Source organism: Streptomyces sp. NPDC096310, assembly GCF_044763125.1.
Classification (GTDB): Bacteria; Actinomycetota; Actinomycetes; order Streptomycetales; family Streptomycetaceae; genus Streptomyces.
This window is the reverse complement of sequence record NZ_JBIWFO010000001.1, coordinates 934,669-951,657: the sequence shown is the minus strand read 5'-3', so window position 1 is coordinate 951,657 and position 16,989 is coordinate 934,669. Positions and strand designations below refer to the sequence as shown.

The following is a 16,989-nucleotide window of genomic DNA, read 5'->3' as shown; positions in this document are numbered from 1 at the left end:
CCGGGGCGGCCCACCGGGCCCCGTCCGGTCAGACGCCCACGGCGTTCAGGCGCCGGCGACGGCTGAGGAAGACCGACCCGCCGACGGCCGCCGCGGCGACGAGACCGCCGCCGACCGTCATCTCCGTGGAACTGGGACCGACGGAGCCACCGAGACCACCGAGCGCGCCCCGCCCCTCCAGCACCCGGAACTGGTGCGTGACGGTACGGGGGTCGTCGCTGCACCGGACCGCCAGGTTGTAGTGGCCGGGTGTGGTGAAGTCGTGGATCCGGGCGCGGGCCGAAGAGTGCCCCGAGGAGTTGACGGACAGTTCGACCCGGGAGAAGGCGTTGGAGGTGACCGTGCCTCCGTGGCCGCAGCCCTCCACCCGGATGTGGAGTGTGCCGCCCCGGTGGACCTCGAACGGGTTGACGGAGACATCGCGGGGGCCATTGGTGGCGCCGGCCAGCGGAGCGGAGAGCGCCACGGCCGCGCAGGCGGTCGCGGTCACCGCGAGAGCGCGTGAAGCACGCATCGTTGAACCTCCAGCGGAAGACGCCCCAAAGCGGCGCTCCGGGAAATTCGACGAGAACGCCTTCCATGACGAACCCTCACCGGGCAACCGGAAGCGCGCATTTCGACCGGGTACGCGCAGGTACGCCGACACGCCGTCAGAAGGGCCCTTCACCGGACGGAGCCGCAGGTCACGGACCGTCAGGAATTTTGTCGGGCCGATTACTCGATCAGGAGGTCCCGGTGACCCGGTCGGGTCATCGCGGGAGCCCGTACCACCCGTTCGCCCGCCAGTGATCGCCGGTCGGCCCCCGCGCCCTTACCGTGCCTGCAGACTGCCCACGAAGGGAGAAATATGGGCCAGGACCACCGCGCCCCGGAGTCGAGGAAGCGCTCGCCCTGGGGCGTACTGGCTCTCGTCATGCTCACGGGAATCGCCCTGATGCGCAACGGGGTGGACGCGCCGCTGGGACCTCCGCAACCGGCGTCCGCGGCGGCGCCGGCCAGCAGGCCCGACCCGGCGACGCTGGCCACCACCGCACTGCCGGACATCAAGCCGCTGCCGTACGCCCCGATGTCCCGGATCCGCATTCCGGCGATCAAGGTGGACGCACCGGTGATGGACGTGGGGCTCGACCCGGACGGCTGGATCGCCGCGCCTCCCCCGCAGGATCCCAATCTGGCCGGCTGGTACCAGAACGGGGTGTCACCCGGGCAGCGCGGGACGGCCGTGGTCGTCGGCCATGTCGACAACCAAGCGGGTCCCACCGTCTTCTACGGTCTGGGCGCGGTGGCGAAGGGCCGGCACGTCGAGGTCGACCGGTACGACGGCAGCACCGCCGTGTTCGAGGTCTACGGGGTCGAGGTCTTCGCTAAGAACGACTTCCCCGGCTCCCGGGTCTACGGCGACACCGGCCACGCCGAGCTGCGGGTGATCACCTGCGGCGGCGGTTTCTCCAAGGCTCGGGGGTACGACGGCAACGTCGTCGTCTTCGCCCGGATGGTCTCCACCCGCTGACGGTACGGGGCCGTCCCCCCACGGGACGGCCCCGTACCCACACCCCGCCCCCGCCCCCGCCCCCGCCGCATCGGCGGTTAGCGGTGCGGCACCGCGATGCGGTAGCCCCCATCCAGCAGCCGGGGCAGATACCGGCGCAGCGCCGCCACGCTCTGCGAGCGGTCGCCGCCCGCGTCGTGCGAGAGGATGACCACGCCGGGACCCGCGCCGTCCAGCACCCTGCGGACGATCGTGCCGGTGCCGGGCGTGGTCCAGTCGAGGGTGTCGACGGTCCAGGCGAGCGGTTCCATGCCCATCTCCGCGCCGAGTTCGAAGGAGTGCCGGTTCCAGGCGCCGTACGGCGCGCGGTACCAGAGCGGCGCGGCTCCGACGGTCTCCTCGATCACCTCGCTGGTCCGCTCCATCTCGCCGCGGATGCCGGAGCGGGTGAGCTTGGTCATCTGCGGATGCGACCAGGAGTGGTTGCCGATGACATGGCCGTCGTCGGCGATCTCCCGCAGCAGATCGCGGTGGACGTCGACCATCTCGCCGCAGACGAAGAACATCGCGCGGACATCGTGGGCGCGCAAGGTGCGCAGGATGCCGGGCGTGTACGCGGGGTCGGGTCCGTCGTCGAAGGTGAGCACCATGGTGTGGCCCAGTTCGGGCAGTTCCAGGAAGGGCTGGTGGCGTACCGGGGGCAGCGGTCTGCCGAGGCCGGTCCGCGCCCCTTCGGTCAGGGGCTGGAGCCGGTACGCGGAAGGCCGCAGCCCGACCCCGGCCGGTGGCCCCCCGGCGCCCGGCGCGGGCACGTCAGGCACCGGTACCGGCGCCTGGGGCCCGGCCGCGGGCGGCGGCCCGGCGGGGCGTCCTGGTGTACCGGCCTCTCCGGTGCTCAGCAGCCGGGCGGTGACCGCGACACCGAGACAGGCGGCGATCCGCAGCATCCCACGGCGCCCCAGAATCAACTGATCCTTTTTCATGACCAATGGTTCGTACGGCGGATGCTCCGCGCCGTTCACCAACACTGGTTATCCCGGGGAAAGCACCCGATGGGATGAGGGGGCGGAGCCCGCCTCATCCCCCGCGCACCAGCGGGAACGGCAGTGTCTCACGGATGGACAGCCCGGTGAGGAACATGACGAGCCGGTCGACACCGAGCCCCAGACCGCCGGTGGGCGGCATCGCGTACTCCAGCGCCACCAGGAAGTCCTCGTCCAGCTCCATCGCCTCCGGATCGCCGCCCGCGGCGCGCAGGGACTGCGCGGCGAGCCGGCGCCGCTGCTCCCCCGGGTCGGTCAGCTCGGAGTAGGCGGTGCCCAGTTCGGTGCCGTACGCGACGAGATCCCACCGCTCGGCGAGCCGCGGATCGGCCCGGTGGGGGCGGGCGAGCGGGGAGACATCGCTCGGGAAGTCCTTGTAGAAGACGGGTTCCCGGGTCCGCGCCTCCACCAGCCGCTCGTACATCTCCAGCACGACCTCGCCGCGCGTGTCGTCCGGGGTGTGCGGCACGCCCGACCGGTCACAGAGCCGGCGCAGCGCCGCCTCGCCGGTACCGGCGCCGATCTCCTCCCCGAGCGTCTCGGAGAGGGCCCCGTACACCGTTCTGACCGGCCAGAGACCCGACAGGTCGAGCTCGGTGGGGCGGCCGTCGGGGCCGGTCCTGCGGGCGACCGGCGCGCCGTGGGCGGCGGTCGCCGCGCCCTGGATCAGCTCGCGGGCCAGATCGAGCATCACGTCGTAGTCGGCGTACGCCTGGTACGCCTCCACCATGGTGAACTCGGGGTTGTGCCGGTACGAGACCCCCTCGTTGCGGAAGGCGCGGCCCAGTTCGAAGACCTTCTCCAGGCCGCCGACGCAGAGCCGTTTGAGATACAGCTCGGGCGCGATACGCAGGGTGAGGTCGAGGTCGTAGGCGTGGACATGGGTGGTGAACGGCCGGGCGTTGGCACCGCCGTGCACCCGCTGGAGCATCGGGGTCTCGACCTCCAGATAGCCGCGGTCCAGCAGCCCTTGGCGCACCGCCTGGACGACGGCGGAGCGGACGCGCACGACCGTACGGGCCCCAGGTCTGACCATCAGGTCGAGCGAGCGGTGCCGCACCCGGGCCTCGGGGTCGGTGAGGCCGTGGCGTTTGTCGGGCAGCGGGCGCAGACAGGCGCCGGTGAGCCGCCAGTCGGTGACGAAGACGGACAGCTCGCCCAGGTCGCTGGCGCCGATCTCGCCGGTGGCGGTGAGCTGGTCCCCCAGATCGATGTCGGCGGTGAAGCGGCGCAGCGACCCCGCGCCCGCCGTGTCCCGGGTCAGGGCGAGCTGGAGGTCGCCCGACCAGTCGCGCAGGACGGCGAAGACGACGCCGCCGAAGTCGCGCAGCGCCATCACCCGGCCGGCCACGGTGGCCCGTTCGCCGGTACGGGAGCCGGCGGGCGGCGCGGGGTGCGCGGCACGGATCTCCGCCAGGGTGGCGGTGGGCGGTGCCACGCCGACGGGGTACGGGTCGGTGCCCGCGGCGCGCAGCCGCTCCAGCTTGCGGTGGCGGACCCGTATCTGCTCGGGCGTCCGGCGCTCCCGCGCGGGGGTCACGGTGCCGGGGCCCGGCAGCCGCAGCGCCTCGATGGCGGGCAGCCCCGCGGTGGTGGCCGGTCCCGCTACGCCGCGGGGACGGCGGCGCCACCGGCCCCCGGTGGTGCCGAGGCCGGGGAGGGTGACGAAGCCCTCGGCGATGCCGGAGGCGAGGGCGATCCTGGCCAGCGAGCCCGCGTCGCCGTAGCAGAGGAAGCGGGGGAACCACCGCGGCCGGTACTTGACGTTGGAGCGGTACAGGGCTTCGAGCTGCCACCAGCGGGAGAGGAAGAGCAGCAGTCGCCGCCAGAGCCGCAGTACGGGGCCCGCGCCGATCCGGGCGCCTTCCTCGAAGGCGGCGCGGAAGACGGCGAAGTTGAGGGAGATCCGGCGCAGTCCGAGCGAGCGCGCCCGGTCGCACAGTTCGGCGACCATGAACTCCATGACGCCGTTGGGGGCGTCGGGGTCGCGCCGCATCAGGTCCAGGGAGACGCCGTCGACGCCCCAGGGGACGAAGGAGAGCAGGGCGATCAGGGTTCCCCGGGCGTCCCGTGCCTCGACGAGCAGGCAGTCGCCGTCGGCCGGGTCGCCGAGCCGGTCGAGCGCCATGGAGAAGCCGCGTTCGGTGTCGGTGTCGCGCCAGGCGTCGGCGCGGTCGACGAACTGGGCCCTCTCCGGCCCGGTGAGCGCGGAGTGCCGGCGGATCCTGACGGTGGCACCGGTCCTGCGAACGCGCCCGACGGCCTGCCGGACACTCCGCATCCCGGGCCCCGCCAGGTCGAACCGGTCCGGCAGGAGAATCGCCTCGTCGCCGAGCCGGATGGCGCCGAGCCCGGCGCGCGCGTAGGCGGTCGCGCCGTCCTCGGAGGCGCCCATCACGGCCGGGGCCCAGGCGTAGCGCCTGGCGAGGCCGAGCCACGCGTCGATGGCGGGGGCCCAGGCGGCGCGGTCGCCCACCGGGTCGCCGCTGGCGAGCGCGACGCCGGTCTCGACGCGGTAGGTGACGGCGGCCCTGCCGCCCGGCGAGAAGACGACGGCCTTGTCGCGGCGGGTGGCGAAGTAGCCCAGTGAGTCCTGGGCGCCGTACGCCGCCAGCAGGGCGCGGATACGGGGTTCCTCGTCGCCGTGCAGGGCGGATTCGATGCGCTGCGAGCGGAAGAGGGTGCCGGCCGCGGCCAGCAGGGCCACGGCGCCGAACAGGCCGAGGAGGAAGAAGAGGGGGTGGGGCGGCCTGCCGTCGAAGGCGCCGGAGGAGACGAGTCCGCCGAGCACCCGGTTGGCGGCCCACAGCAGCCGCTGGCCGCCCGCGAGGGTGCCGGGGAAGGCGGAGACCAGCCCCCAGCCGGCGAGCACCCCGGCGGCCAGCCCGAGGACCAGGACGAGCAGCGCCCTGCGGACGGCGCCGCGGCGTGTCTCGGCGTAGAAGTGGCGGCGCGCCAGGAGCAGTACGGCGACGGCGACGGCGCACAGCAGAAGGTTGGGCAGCCACTCCCACGCGGCGAGGGTCAGCAGGAGCAGCAGATCGCTGAGGACGAGCAGCCCCAGACAGACCATCACCAGCCACCAGGCGGCCTTCTTCCTCGCGCCGACGGCGGCGGCCAGGAGCAGCAGGAAGACGGCGTAGGCGAGGTTGGCGCTGAGAGGGACGACCACGGTGTCGAGGAAGCGGGTGAGGGGGGCGAGCAGCCGGCGCAGCGGGGCGAGAAGGGCGGTGGCGGCGCAGTACACGCCGAGAGCGACGAAGAACATCGCGAGGGCGTCCGGCACCCGCCCGAGGAGACGTTCTGGGGCGCTCCCCGCGACCGGTCCGCGCTCCGGCGCGCAGAGCTGTCCGCGCTCCGACACCGAGGGCTGTCCGTGCTCCGGCCCGCTGTCCTGGCCCCGGTCCTCGCCCTGCCCCCGTCCCCGGTCCTGTCCCCGTCCGCCGGCACTCATGATCAGCACTCTAGGCAGACCGGCGTGAGGCCGCCCGTCGGGAGCGGATAACCTGCGTGCCGTGACTCAGCAGCCAACCCAATTCGAACGCGGGACCGACGGCCCGAAGGTGATCGTCGTCGGCATGGACGGTTCCCAGTCCTCGTTCCGTGCCGCCGCGTACGCGAGCGGTCTCGCCCGGCGGCAGAACGCGCTGCTGGCCATCGTCTACGTACAACCGGTGATGACGGCGGGCGCCGCCCTGGGGGCCCCGGTCGCCGAGGCCACCGGGGAGATCGCCGAGGGGCTGGTGGCCGAGATCCGCGGGTCGCTGGAGCGGGTCAAGGACACCTGGGACGTCCGCTGGGAGTTCCACACCTTCCACGGGGATCCGTACAACGGCCTGGTCACCGCGGCCGAGGAACTGAAGGCGGACGCGGTGGTGGTCGGCGCGTCGGAGTCGGCGGGGCACCGGTTCGTCGGCTCGGTGGCGGTACGGCTGGTCAAGGCGGGCCGCTGGCCGGTGACCGTCGTTCCGTAGCGGCCTCGCCGACTCGGCCCGCCCCAGCGGCCCGCCGCCGTCCGTCAGCCGTCACCCTCGGTCAGTCCGTCGGCGGCGGCGCCGCGGCCGAGCACCGCCGAGGTGATGGACGAGCCGGCCTCCTGGTAGTCGTCGCGGTCGGGCCCGTCGCGCAGGGCGCGCGGCAGACTGACGACGCGGCCGGACGTGAGGTCCATGAGCTGCGGGACGAACTCGGCCTTCGCCACGCGCCAGCGCTGCCCCGGCGCGGCGGGCGGCGCGAAGGTGAAGCGGCCGATCGAGCCCTGGTTGCCGCGTCCGTCCTGGTCGCCGTCGTCGTTGGCCATCGTGCCGGCGATCTGGTCGCCCATCCCGTAGATGATCCAGGTCCCGTTGACTTTCTCGTACGCCTGCGGGACATGGGCGTGGGTGCCGAGGATCAGGTCGATGTCGGGCCGGCCGCCGGTGCGGGAGGCGGTGAGCCTCCGCCCGAGGTCGAGCTGGTCGTCGTCCGGTTCGGTCTGCCACTCGGTGCCCCAGTGCAGGCTGACCACGACGACATCGGCGCCCGCCTTGCGGGCGGCGCGGGCGTCGGCGACGATCCGGCGCTCGTCGACGAGGTTGACGGCCCAGGGCTGCCCGTCGGGGAGGGGCTGGTCGTTGGTGCCGTAGGTGTACGCGAGCTGGGCGACCCGGGCGCCGCCCGCGGTCACCAGGGCGGGCCGGCCGGCCTCTGCGGCGGAGCGTGCCGAGCCCGTGTGTTTCAGCCCGGCCTTGTCGAAGGCGTCGAGAGTGCGCCGTACACCGTCGGCGCCGTCGTCCAGGGTGTGGTTCGAGGCGGTGGAGCAGGAGTCGTAGCCGGTCGCGCGCAGGCCGGCGGCGAGCTGGGGCGGTGAGACGAACGCCGGGTAGCCGGAGAACGGCCCTTCCTCCTCGCCGTACACGGTCTCCATGTGGCAGATCGCCAGGTCGGCCCCGGACACGACCGGTTTCACCCCGGCGAGCATGGGCCGGAAGTCGTATCCGTCGCCGTCGGCCGCCTCGTTGCCCCAGGTGATGACGGAGTCGTGGGGCAGGATGTCGCCGGAGGCGACGAGGGTGAAGCCGCGTTGCGGGGCGGGGCCGTGGGCCGGCGCTCCGTGGGGGGCGGGTGGCTGTGCGGGGCCGGCGCAGGCCGCCGTGGTGCCGAGGAGCAGGGCGGCGGCCACGGCTCCCTGTCGCAAGCGCTGGGTCATCGGGCGGGCTCCGGTTTCCATGAAGGGGCGCGAGATGGCGGAATACCAACCCAATGAATCCATATAGTCACATAAACACATGTCAAGGAACCAAGCCGACAGCACACCCGAAAGGGGCCGAACGCCACCGCCCGACCGTTCACCGCACCACTCGCCGCAGTGAGCGACCGCTCGTCGCAGAGCTCGGTGTGCTCCCTGTCCCTCGGCGCCGCCATGGGTTCGTATACGGCAGGCGGCAGCGAACACCGCAGGACAGCGACCCCGACGGGAAAGGGCGTGCACGATGACCACCGCCACCGCCACGGAGACGACCGACGAGCGGGCCCTGACGGAGCTTCAGCGCGACCACGGGCCAGCCCTGCTGAACTTTCTGCTGGGGCTGACCTACGGCGACCGCCAGCGCGCCGAGGATCTGCTCCAGGAGACCCTGGTACGGGCCTGGCTCCACCCCGAGGCGTTCGAGGGCCCCTTCGAGTCGATGCGGCCCTGGCTCTTCACCGTCGCCCGCAGGCTGGCGATCGACGCGCGCAGATCACGCCTCGCGCGCCCCCCGGAGGTCAGCGACGGGGTCCTCGCCGCCACCGCCGACCCCGAGGACCGTACGGAGCGCACGGTCGCCGCGCTCGACGTACGCCAGGCGGTCCGGACACTGAGCCGCGAGCACCGCGCGGTACTGGCCCAGATCTACTTCCGCGGGCTGAGCGTGAACGAGGCCGCCCGGGCACTGGGCATCCCGCCCGGCACGGTCAAGTCCCGCTCGTACTACGCCCTGCGGGCGCTCTCCCGCGAGCTGCCCGGCTACCACAGGTCGTCCTCCTCCAGCAGCGCGAGCAGCGACGGCGCGTCGGCCACCTCCAGATAGGCGGCGCCGCACGCGTCGCACCCCGCGAGGTGGTCCGCGACGCGCCGGTCCTCCGCCGGCTCCAGCGCCTCCAGCACATAGGCACCGAGGAGCGACCGCACATGCGGACCGGAATCGTCCGCTCCATCGCCGGGCGCGTCACTCTCGGCCTCACCCGTCACAATCCGCTCCCGTCCGCCGCCGGATCCTGCTCTTCTGGCCACGCGGGGCGGTCTCCGCCGGTTCAATGCTCCCTTAGGACCGACCGGCAATTGGTGGTCGGTCCAAGCATGCTTCGGGGGAGGAAAGGAAGGCGGAAAAGCAATGCGTCCGGAATGTACCGAAGGGGCCGGCGGCGGCCTTCTGGTGCCCATGGCTTGGATGTACGCCGAGTACATCGCCGACGAGCTGCTGCGCACCGGGGATCTGATGCCGCCCACGACGCTGGAGTACCGGGCGGGCCGGGACGCGCTCGCCCTGACGATTTTCCTCTCGGACGGCTCGGTGGGCGGCCCGCGGGCCGTGGCCAGAATGGAGGAGTGGCGCTCACTGACGGCGTACGGGACATCCTGGCGGGACTGGGTGTGCGGACGCCTGGACCGGCTGGAAGCTGCCGACTTCGAGTCGGACGCGGAGGTCCGCGACCCCGATCTGGCGCTGGCCGGGGACGCCTGGCGCTGGCTGGAGGAGACGGAGCTGCTGGCGCCGGACCTCGACGCGGTGGCGCCCCCGCGCGGGACCGCGCTCCGTTCGGGAGGCGCCGCCGCGGAACCGGCCGTGGAGTTCACGGGCGGGTTCCCGGGAGAGGAGGCGGGGCCGCGGGTGTGGACCCCGGCCTGGCAGCTCGGGCTGCCGCTGGGCCATCTCGCGATCCATCTCTTCTGACTCTTCCGACCCCCGCGGCCCGTCCGCCGCGCCGGTCCCCTAAGCGACCCGCGCCCGCGGGACGGACCGGCGGGCGCTCAGGTGCCGTGCACCCCCGCGCGGTACTTGGGCACGCGTACCGTGATCTTCGTGCCCGCGCCGACCCCGGTCTCGATGACCAGGCCGTACGCGTCGCCGTAGACCTGGCGCAGCCGCTCGTCCACGTTGAGCAGCCCGATGCCGGTGGACGCGTCTCCCTCGCCGCGCAGGATCCGGCGCAGCCGGTCCGGCTCCATGCCGACGCCGTCGTCCTCGATCACCACCTCGGCCTCGGCGCCCGCGTCGAGCGCGCTGATGGTGATCCGGCTCCTGGCGGCGGCCGCCGCGCCTTCGAGTCCGTGCTTGACGGCGTTCTCGACGAGGGGCTGGAGACAGAGGAACGGCAGTGCCACGGGCAGCACTTCGGGGGCTATTTGCAGGGTGACCGAGAGCCGTTCGCCGAACCGGGCCCGGACCAGGGCCAGATACTGGTCGATGGAGTGGAGTTCGTCGGCGAGGGTGGTGAACTCACCGCGCCTGCGGAACGAGTAGCGGGTGAAGTCCGCGAACTCCAGCAGGAGTTCACGGGCCCGCTCCGGGTCGGTACGGACGAACGAGGCGATGGCGGCGAGCGAGTTGAAGATGAAGTGCGGGGAGATCTGCGCCCGCAGTGCCTTGATCTCCGCCTCGATCAGCCGGGTACGGGAGCGGTCCAGCTCGGCGAGTTCGAGCTGGACGGAGACCCAGCGGGCCACCTCGCCGGCCGCGCGGGCCAGCACCGCCGACTCGCGCGGGGCGTAGGCGATCAGGGTGCCGAGCACCCGGTTGTCGACGGTCAGCGGCGCGGCCACACCCCAGCGCAGCGGGCAGTCGAGATCGTCGCAGCCGTCGCTGAAGGCCGTGCCGCGCCCGCTGGCGAGCAGGTCCCCGGCGCGTTCCATCGCCCGCTCGGCGTGGTGCCCGCCGAGCCCGTCCCAGGTGAGCACCCGCTCCCGGTCGGTGAGGCAGAGCGCGTCGGTGCCGAGCAGGGAGCGCAGCCGGTGGGCGGCCTTGCGGGCGCTCTCCTCGGTGAGCCCGGCCCGCAGCGGAGGCGCGGCGAGCGACGCCGTGTGCAGGGTCTCGAAGGTGGCGTGCTCGACGGGGGTGCCGACGTCGCTGGTCCGCTCGGGGCGCGCGGTACGGCGGCCGAGGACGAAGCCGCCCGCGAGGAGCAGCGGTCCGAGCACGATCAGGACGGCGAGGGCGGCTCCGCTCATGGCGCGCCTCCCGTCGCTCCGCGCGCCGCCGGGCTCCCGGCGGCCCGGCCCACCGCGTTCAACGTGCTCATCTCGTTCATAGTGTTCGACGTGGTCATCGCGTTCCTCCCGTACCGTCCCGGCCGCCCGGCATCAGGGTCTCCGGGAGGTGGAAGCGGGTCATGGCGGCGTTGGTGCCGGGTGGTATCCGGCTCCGGGTGGCCAGCGAGACCAGGATCATCGCGAGGAAACCGACCGGTACGGACCACACGGCGGGCCAGGCCAGCAGCGCGTGCGGCCAGCCGGACCGTACCGTACCGCTCACCGTGATCACGGTGGCCGCGAACGAGAGACCGCCGCCGAGCAGCAGCCCCGCGATCGCCCCGGGCGGGGTGAGCCGCCGCCACCAGATCCCGAGCACGAGCAGCGGGCAGAACGACGACGCGGAGACCGCGAAGGCCATCCCGACGGAGTCCGCCACGGGGATTCCGCTGACCAGCAGGGAACCGCCGAGCGGAACGGCCATGGCGAGCGGGGTCGCCAGCCGGAAGTCCCGTACGCCGCGCGAGGGGAGGACGTCCTGGGTGAGCACCCCCGCGACGGCCGTGGTCAGCCCCGAGGCGGTCGACAGGAACGCGGCGAACGCCCCGCCCGCCACGAGCGCGCCCAGCAGGTCCCCGCCGGGCCCGCCGATCGCGCGCTGCGGCAGCAGCAGGACGGCGGCGTCGGCGTACGCACCGTGCGGGAGTTCGGGCACGTACAGCCGGCCCAGCGCTCCGTAGACGGGCGGCAGCAGGTAGAACGCGCCGATCAGCCCCAGGACGAACACGGTGGTGCGCCGGGCGGCCCGCCCGTTGGGGCTGGTGTAGAAGCGGACGACGACATGGGGCAGCCCCATCGTGCCGAGGAAGGTCGCCACGATCAGCCCGTAGGTCGCGTACAGGGGATGGTCCGCGCGCCCGGCGACCGCGCCGGTCAGGTCGAGGTCCACCGGCGGCCGGCCGTCGCCCTGCCAGGCCAGCAGCAGGAAGATCGCGGGCACCAGCAGCGCGGTGAGCTTGAGCCAGTACTGGAACGCCTGTACGAAGGTGATGCTGCGCATACCGCCCGCCGCGACGGCCACCACCACGACGAGGGAGACGAGTACCCCGCCGAACCAGTCGGGCGCCCCGGTGAGGATCTTCAACGTCAGCCCGGCGCCCTGGAGTTGGGGAACGAGATAGAGCCAGCCCGCGCCGACCACGAAGACGCTCACCAGCCGTCGTACCGCCCGTGACTCCAGCCGCCCCTCCGCGAAGTCGGGCAGGGTGTACGCGCCCGAGCGGCGCAGCGGGGCGGCGACGAAGAAGAGCAGCACGAGATAGCCGGCGGTGTAGCCGACCGGGTACCAGAGCATGTCGGGGCCGTGCAGCAGCACCAGTCCCGCGACCCCGAGGAAGGAGGCGGCGGAGAGGTATTCGCCGCTGATCGCGGCGGCGTTGAGGGCCGGCCCGACGGTGCGGGAGGCGACGTAGAAGTCGGAGGTGGTACGGGAGATCCGCAGCCCGAACCCGCCGACGAGGACGGTGGCGAGGACGACGACGGCGATCGCCACCGCCGGGTGGCTCTGGCTCACGGAGCGGGCCGGCCCTTCACCAGCCGGGCGAAGTCGCGTTCGTTGCGTTCGGCGCGCCGTACGTACCACCAGGCGAGCAGGGTGAGCAGCGGATAGGCGGCGAAGCCCAGCACGGCCCAGACGGCGGTGGCGTCGCGCAGGGTGGCGAAGGCGAGGGGCAGGGTGCCCGCGACGAGGGCGAGGACCGCGAACGCGGTGAGTCCGGCGCGGAGTTGACTGCGCATCAGGGATCGGACGTAGGCGTCGCCGAGCGCGGTCTGCTCGGCTATCTCCGCCTGGGCGCGGTAGCGCGGCAGGGGCCTCACGCGCCGGGGCTCCCCGGTGACGATCTCTCGGCGCGGCGCCGCGGGCTCTCCCGCCATGGTGTCCCCTCCCCCGCCGTACCCGTCGTACCGCGTGCCCTGCGTGCCGGGCCCCCGGTCCTGCGGTGGCTCGCGCCCGGAGTGTACGCAGCCCGGCGATCCGAGGGGAAGGCCCTGGTCAGCGACCGGTCTGCCGCATCAGCAGATCTCTGAGCGCGCGGGCGTGGCGGCGGCTGACGGCCAGCTCGGCGTCGCCGACGCGTACGCTCATCGCGCCCGCGTCCAGCCGCATCTCGTCGATCCTGGCCAGCGCGACGAGATGGCGGCGGTGGATCCGTACGAACCCGCGCGCCCGCCAGCGCTCCTCCAGGGTGGTCAGGGGGATCCGCACGAGGTGGCTGCCGGTGCCGGTGTGCAGCCGGGCGTAGTCGCCCTGCGCCTCGGCGTAGGCGATGTCGTCGACGGCGACGAAGCGGATCACGCCGCCCAGCTCGACGGCTATCTGGTCGGCGGCGGGGGCGGCGAGCGGGGTGCGCTCCCCCACCAGCTCGGCGACCCGGCGTACGGCCTCCGCCAGCCGCTCCCTGCGGACGGGCTTGAGGACGTAGTCGACGGCCTTCAGGTCGAACGCCTGGACGGCGAAGCCCTCGTGGGCCGTGACGAAGACGATCAGCGGGGGCTCGGCGAACCCCGCGAGAAGCCGGGCGACGTCGAGTCCGCTCAGTCCGGCCATGTGGATGTCGAGGAAGACGACATCGACGGCCGCGGAGTCGTCGGGCCCGGCGTCGAGCGCCGCGCCGATCCCGCGCAGCGCCTCGGTCGCGCTGGTGGCGCCCTCGGCCCGCAGCACCCGCGGATCGGCCCTGAGCAGGTAGAGCAGCTCCTCCAGGGCCGGTTCTTCGTCGTCCACAGCCAGTACGCGCAGCATGACGCCGGAGTGTAGGGCGCCGAAGTGTAAACGGTCGACCGCGCTTCTTTGAATGATTCGGCGTCGGCCTGCGTACCAGAGACCATGCGGACCTTGGACCTCCATCGCGATGTCGGCGCCTACGCACTGGGCGTGCTCAACGCCGCGGAAGCCTTCCGCTTCGAGGATCACCTCATGGAATGCCCGCAGTGCACCCTGTCGCTGGGTGACTTCGGCGGGGTGAGGACACAGCTCGACCTCTACGCGCGGCAGACCCCGGCCGGGATGGCGCCGGTCGTCGTCGCGGGCCCGGAGATGCTGGCGCGGCTGCTCGGGCGGACGGCGGAGGGCCGGCGGCGCGGCCGCAGGCGCCGGCTCGCGCTGGTGGCGGTGGCGGCGGCGCTGGTGATGGGCGGTCCGCTCACCGTCCTCGGGGTGACGCGGACGACGGCCGCGGGCCCCGCGGCGAGCACGCAGTGGACGGCGTCGGACCACACGACGGGGACGGCGGCGATGGTGACGACGACGGAGACGGACTGGGGCACGAACGTCGATCTGGAGCTGGTGCGGCCCGCCGTCACCGGGGTCTGCGCACTGATCGCCGTGGGCGTGGACGGCTCCTGGGAGACGGTGACGACGTGGGCGTCCCGTACGGAGGACGGCGAGCGGCTGATCACCCGCGGCGGCGCGTCGATGCGCCCCGGTCAGATCGACCACTTCGAGGTACGGCGCGCGGACGGCCGCGCGGTCGTACGGATCGGCGGCGGCTGACCGGCCGTGCCGAACCGCGTCAGGCGCCCGGACCTGCTGTGGAGCGGTCTCGGGTGTACTGGCCTGCCGTGGTTCATTTGAGCAGCCGGGACATCCTGCGGTCGGCGAGCGGTTTGCCGCCCGTCTGGCAGGTGGGGCAGTACTGGAGCGAGGAGTCGCTGAAGGAGACCTCCCTGATGGTGTCCCCGCAGACGGGGCACGCCTCGCCGGTACGGCCGTGCACCCGCAGCCCGGTCTTCTTCTCCGCCTTGAGCGCTCCCGCGGCCACCCCGCGCGAGCGCTCGACGGCGTCGCCCAGGGTGGTGCGCAGCGCCTCGTACAGCTCGGTGATCTCGTCCTCGGAGAGGTTCTTCACCGGCTTGAACGGCGACATCCGCGCGGCGTGCAGGATCTCGTCGCTGTAGGCGTTGCCGATGCCCGCGAGAAGCCGCTGGTCGCGCAGGGCGCCCTTGATCTGGCGCCGTTCACCGTCGAGCAGCCGGGCGAACGCGGCCCGGTCGAAGGAGGCGGCGAGCGGGTCGGGGCCGAGCCTGGCGATCCCGGGGACGTCCGCCGGGTCGCGGACGAGGTGGACGGCGAGGCGCTTGGTGGTGCCGGCCTCGGTCAGGTCGAAGCCGTCGCCCCCGGCCAGTACGGTCCGCCAGGCGAGCGGCCCCTTGCCGGGGCGTGGCGGCGCGCCGGAGAACGAGTCCTTCCAGCGCAGCCAGCCCGCGCGGGCCAGGTGGACGGCGAGATGCAGCGTCTCGTCCCCGGTGCCGCCCGCGCGTGCGGTGACGATGTCGAGATACTTGCCGTGGCGGGCGACGGCGGTGACCGTGGTGCCTTCGAGCGCCGAGACCGGCGGATCGTAGGTCTTGAGGACATTGACCGTCAGCGGCAGGACACGGACGATTTCCTTGCCGACCAGGTGGCCGTCGAGAAACGTGCGCAGCGCTTCGACCTCGGGTACTTCCGGCATGGTTCCAGCGTGCCGCAGGGCCCCGGGGAACGCCCGGCGGGGTTTCCTCCGGGGAGGGGTGACACGCGGCACACCGGGGGCCGGGGAGCCGTCCAGGCCGCCGCGGCTCCGAATCGTCCGGGGAGGGGCGCCCGTCACCGGGGCTCCCCGCACCCGCAGGAAGGAAGGCCCACGTGCCAGAAAGCGACCGGCGAGCCGCCGTCCGGCCCGCGCTCGTCCTCGACAGGACGGCCGCGCGCCCCCGCGCCGTCGTCCTGCTGCTGCACGGCGGTCGCTCGGAGTCCGAGCGTCCGCCCACCCGGCTCAACCCGGCGGGGATCCGGATGCGGCCCTTCACCCGCGCGGTGCTCCGCGCCACCGAGGGGTACGACGTGGTGGTGGGCCGGGTCCGCTACCGCCACCGGGGGTGGAACGGGGCCCGCGCCGACGCGGCCCGGGACGCCCGGCGGGCGCTGGACGAGCTGGAGCAGCTTGTCGGACCGGTGCCCGTGGTGCTGGTGGGGCACTCGATGGGCGGGCGGGCCGCGCTGGCCGCCGCCGCGTCCGAGCAGGTCGTCGGCGTGGTGGGGCTCGCCCCGTGGTGCCCGCCGGGCGAGCCGGCCGACCATCTCGGGGGCCGCCGGATCATCCTGCTGCACGGCGACCGCGACCGGACGACGGATCCCCGGGAGAGCGTGGCGCTGGCCGCCCGCGCCCGGGAGGCGGGCGCGGAGGCGTGTGCCGTGCTCCTCGCCGGGGGCGATCACCCGATGCTGCGCCGGGCGGGCACCTGGCAGGCGCTGGCGACCGGTTCGGTCACCGGGCTGCTCGGCCTGGACCGGTTCCCCGACGAGGTGCGGGACGCCTTCGCGCGGGCCGCCGCCGGGGAGGAGAGCGACCCGGTTCAGAGGGTGTAGACGCGGCGCGCGGTGCCCGAGAAGACGGCGTCGCGCTCGGCCGCGGAGAGCCCGTCGGTGACCGTGCGCGCCGCGTCGAGGACAGCGCCGTACGACGCGGCCAGCCGGCACACCGGCCAGTCTGAGCCGAACATCAGCCGCTCGGGCCCGAAGGCGTCGAGCGCGATGTCCGCGTACGGGCGCAGGTCCCCGGCCGTCCAGGAGTCCCAGTCCGCCTCGGTGACCAGCCCGGAGAGCTTGCCGACGGTGTTGGGCAGGGCGGCCAGCTCCCGCAGGCGCTGCGCCCAGGGGCTGGTGCGTCCTTCGGCGACGGGCGGTTTGGCGAGATGGTCTAGGACGAAGGTGAGCCCCGGCAGGGACCGGGCGGCCCCGATCGCGGCGGGCAGCTGATGCGGGCGCACCAGCAGGTCGTACGCGAGCCCCGCGTCCGCGACGGCGGTCAGCCCGCGCAGCACATCGGGGCGGAGCAGCCACCGCGGGTCGGCCTCGCCCTCCACCGGATGGCGTACGGAGACAAGCTTGTGGCCGCCGGGGCGGGCGCGCAGCGCGGCGAGGGTGTCGGCGGCGCCGGGCGCGGTGAGGTCGGTCCAGCCGACGACGCCCGCGACAAGATCGCTGCCGTCGGCGAGGGCCAGGAACTCGGGGGTCTCCGCGGCGACCGCGACGGTCTGGACGAGGACGGTGGCGCCCACTCCGGCGGCCCGCGCCTCGGCGGCCAGTTCGTCCAGGGTGAAGTCGCGGCGGATGGGGTCCATCCGGCTGCCGGTCATCCACTCCTGGGGGCGTACGGACAGGTCCCACACATGGTGGTGGGCGTCGACGACGGCGGCGGGAGGCATCG

17 protein-coding genes are annotated in these 16,989 nt (G+C 73.6%); 6 read left to right on the top strand and 11 right to left on the bottom strand.

Annotation, left to right across the window (positions count from 1 at the left end):
* Positions 1-28 precede the first annotated feature (28 nt).
* Positions 29-514, bottom strand: a complete 486-nt coding sequence (locus ACIQ7D_RS03850; RefSeq protein ID WP_403933259.1) for a hypothetical protein — start codon at positions 512-514, stop codon at positions 29-31.
* Positions 515-847: 333 nt separating this feature from the next.
* Here ACIQ7D_RS03850 and ACIQ7D_RS03845 point away from each other — a divergent pair, with 333 nt between their 5' ends.
* A complete protein-coding gene (locus ACIQ7D_RS03845) occupies positions 848-1,510 on the top strand; it encodes a class F sortase (protein WP_403933258.1) in 663 nt (220 codons plus the stop codon).
* Between the two features lie 77 nt (positions 1,511-1,587).
* On the opposite strand, the gene ACIQ7D_RS03840 is transcribed toward ACIQ7D_RS03845, so the two are convergent.
* On the bottom strand, positions 1,588-2,472 hold the full coding sequence (locus ACIQ7D_RS03840) for a polysaccharide deacetylase family protein (protein WP_403933256.1): 885 nt from the start codon (positions 2,470-2,472) through the stop codon (positions 1,588-1,590).
* Between the two features lie 94 nt (positions 2,473-2,566).
* A complete protein-coding gene (lysX, locus tag ACIQ7D_RS03835) occupies positions 2,567-5,986 on the bottom strand; it encodes a bifunctional lysylphosphatidylglycerol synthetase/lysine--tRNA ligase LysX (RefSeq protein ID WP_403933254.1) in 3,420 nt (1,139 codons plus the stop codon).
* A gap of 61 nt (positions 5,987-6,047) precedes the next feature.
* On the opposite strand from lysX, the gene ACIQ7D_RS03830 reads away from it, so the two are divergent.
* Entirely contained in the window at positions 6,048-6,506 is a 459-nt protein-coding gene (locus tag ACIQ7D_RS03830; protein WP_403933252.1) for a universal stress protein, read from the top strand.
* Positions 6,507-6,550: 44 nt separating this feature from the next.
* Here the strand turns inward: ACIQ7D_RS03830 and ACIQ7D_RS03825 are convergent, their stop codons facing one another.
* Positions 6,551-7,720, bottom strand: a complete 1,170-nt coding sequence (locus ACIQ7D_RS03825; protein ID WP_403933250.1) for a CapA family protein — start codon at positions 7,718-7,720, stop codon at positions 6,551-6,553.
* 283 nt (positions 7,721-8,003) lie between these two features.
* Between ACIQ7D_RS03825 and ACIQ7D_RS03820 the strand changes: the two genes are divergently transcribed.
* Positions 8,004-8,582 carry a sigma-70 family RNA polymerase sigma factor gene (locus tag ACIQ7D_RS03820; RefSeq protein ID WP_403933248.1) on the top strand — a complete coding sequence of 193 codons (579 nt, stop codon included), beginning with the start codon at positions 8,004-8,006 and terminating at the stop codon, positions 8,580-8,582.
* Here the strand turns inward: ACIQ7D_RS03820 and ACIQ7D_RS03815 are convergent.
* Positions 8,519-8,683 carry a zf-HC2 domain-containing protein gene (locus ACIQ7D_RS03815; RefSeq protein ID WP_403933247.1) on the bottom strand — a complete coding sequence of 55 codons (165 nt, stop codon included), beginning with the start codon at positions 8,681-8,683 and terminating at the stop codon, positions 8,519-8,521. The two genes, ACIQ7D_RS03820 and ACIQ7D_RS03815, sit on opposite strands and share 64 nt — an antisense overlap.
* 202 nt (positions 8,684-8,885) lie before the next feature.
* Between ACIQ7D_RS03815 and ACIQ7D_RS03810 the strand changes: the two genes are divergently transcribed.
* On the top strand, positions 8,886-9,446 hold the full coding sequence (locus tag ACIQ7D_RS03810; RefSeq protein ID WP_403933245.1) for a hypothetical protein: 561 nt from the start codon (positions 8,886-8,888) through the stop codon (positions 9,444-9,446).
* Positions 9,447-9,523: 77 nt separating this feature from the next.
* On the opposite strand, the gene ACIQ7D_RS03805 is transcribed toward ACIQ7D_RS03810, so the two are convergent.
* The 4 genes from ACIQ7D_RS03805 to ACIQ7D_RS03790 all read right to left on the bottom strand — a co-directional run bounded on the left by ACIQ7D_RS03805 (position 9,524) and on the right by ACIQ7D_RS03790 (position 13,544).
* On the bottom strand, positions 9,524-10,720 hold the full coding sequence (locus ACIQ7D_RS03805; RefSeq protein WP_403933243.1) for a sensor histidine kinase: 1,197 nt from the start codon (positions 10,718-10,720) through the stop codon (positions 9,524-9,526).
* 94 nt (positions 10,721-10,814) lie between these two features.
* Positions 10,815-12,314, bottom strand: a complete 1,500-nt coding sequence (locus ACIQ7D_RS03800; protein WP_403933241.1) for a cation acetate symporter — start codon at positions 12,312-12,314, stop codon at positions 10,815-10,817.
* On the bottom strand, positions 12,311-12,676 hold the full coding sequence (locus tag ACIQ7D_RS03795; protein WP_403933239.1) for a hypothetical protein: 366 nt from the start codon (positions 12,674-12,676) through the stop codon (positions 12,311-12,313). Before ACIQ7D_RS03795 ends, ACIQ7D_RS03800 begins: the two co-directional genes overlap by 4 nt.
* A gap of 118 nt (positions 12,677-12,794) precedes the next feature.
* Entirely contained in the window at positions 12,795-13,544 is a 750-nt protein-coding gene (locus tag ACIQ7D_RS03790) for a LytR/AlgR family response regulator transcription factor (RefSeq protein WP_385004849.1), read from the bottom strand.
* An 84-nt stretch (positions 13,545-13,628) separates the two neighbouring features.
* Here ACIQ7D_RS03790 and ACIQ7D_RS03785 point away from each other — a divergent pair, with 84 nt between their 5' ends.
* Positions 13,629-14,294, top strand: a complete 666-nt coding sequence (locus ACIQ7D_RS03785; RefSeq protein WP_403933236.1) for a zf-HC2 domain-containing protein — start codon at positions 13,629-13,631, stop codon at positions 14,292-14,294.
* A 73-nt stretch (positions 14,295-14,367) separates the two neighbouring features.
* Here ACIQ7D_RS03785 and ACIQ7D_RS03780 read toward each other — a convergent pair whose 3' ends face one another.
* A complete protein-coding gene (locus ACIQ7D_RS03780; RefSeq protein WP_403933234.1) occupies positions 14,368-15,252 on the bottom strand; it encodes an Fpg/Nei family DNA glycosylase in 885 nt (294 codons plus the stop codon).
* Between the two features lie 173 nt (positions 15,253-15,425).
* On the opposite strand from ACIQ7D_RS03780, the gene ACIQ7D_RS03775 reads away from it, so the two are divergent.
* Positions 15,426-16,148: an alpha/beta fold hydrolase gene (locus tag ACIQ7D_RS03775; RefSeq protein WP_403933232.1), complete on the top strand. Its 723-nt coding sequence runs from the start codon at positions 15,426-15,428 to the stop codon at positions 16,146-16,148.
* Here ACIQ7D_RS03775 and ACIQ7D_RS03770 read toward each other — a convergent pair.
* Positions 16,136-16,987: an amidohydrolase family protein gene (locus ACIQ7D_RS03770; protein ID WP_403933812.1), complete on the bottom strand. Its 852-nt coding sequence runs from the start codon at positions 16,985-16,987 to the stop codon at positions 16,136-16,138. The two genes, ACIQ7D_RS03775 and ACIQ7D_RS03770, sit on opposite strands and share 13 nt — an antisense overlap.
* Positions 16,988-16,989 lie beyond the last annotated feature (2 nt).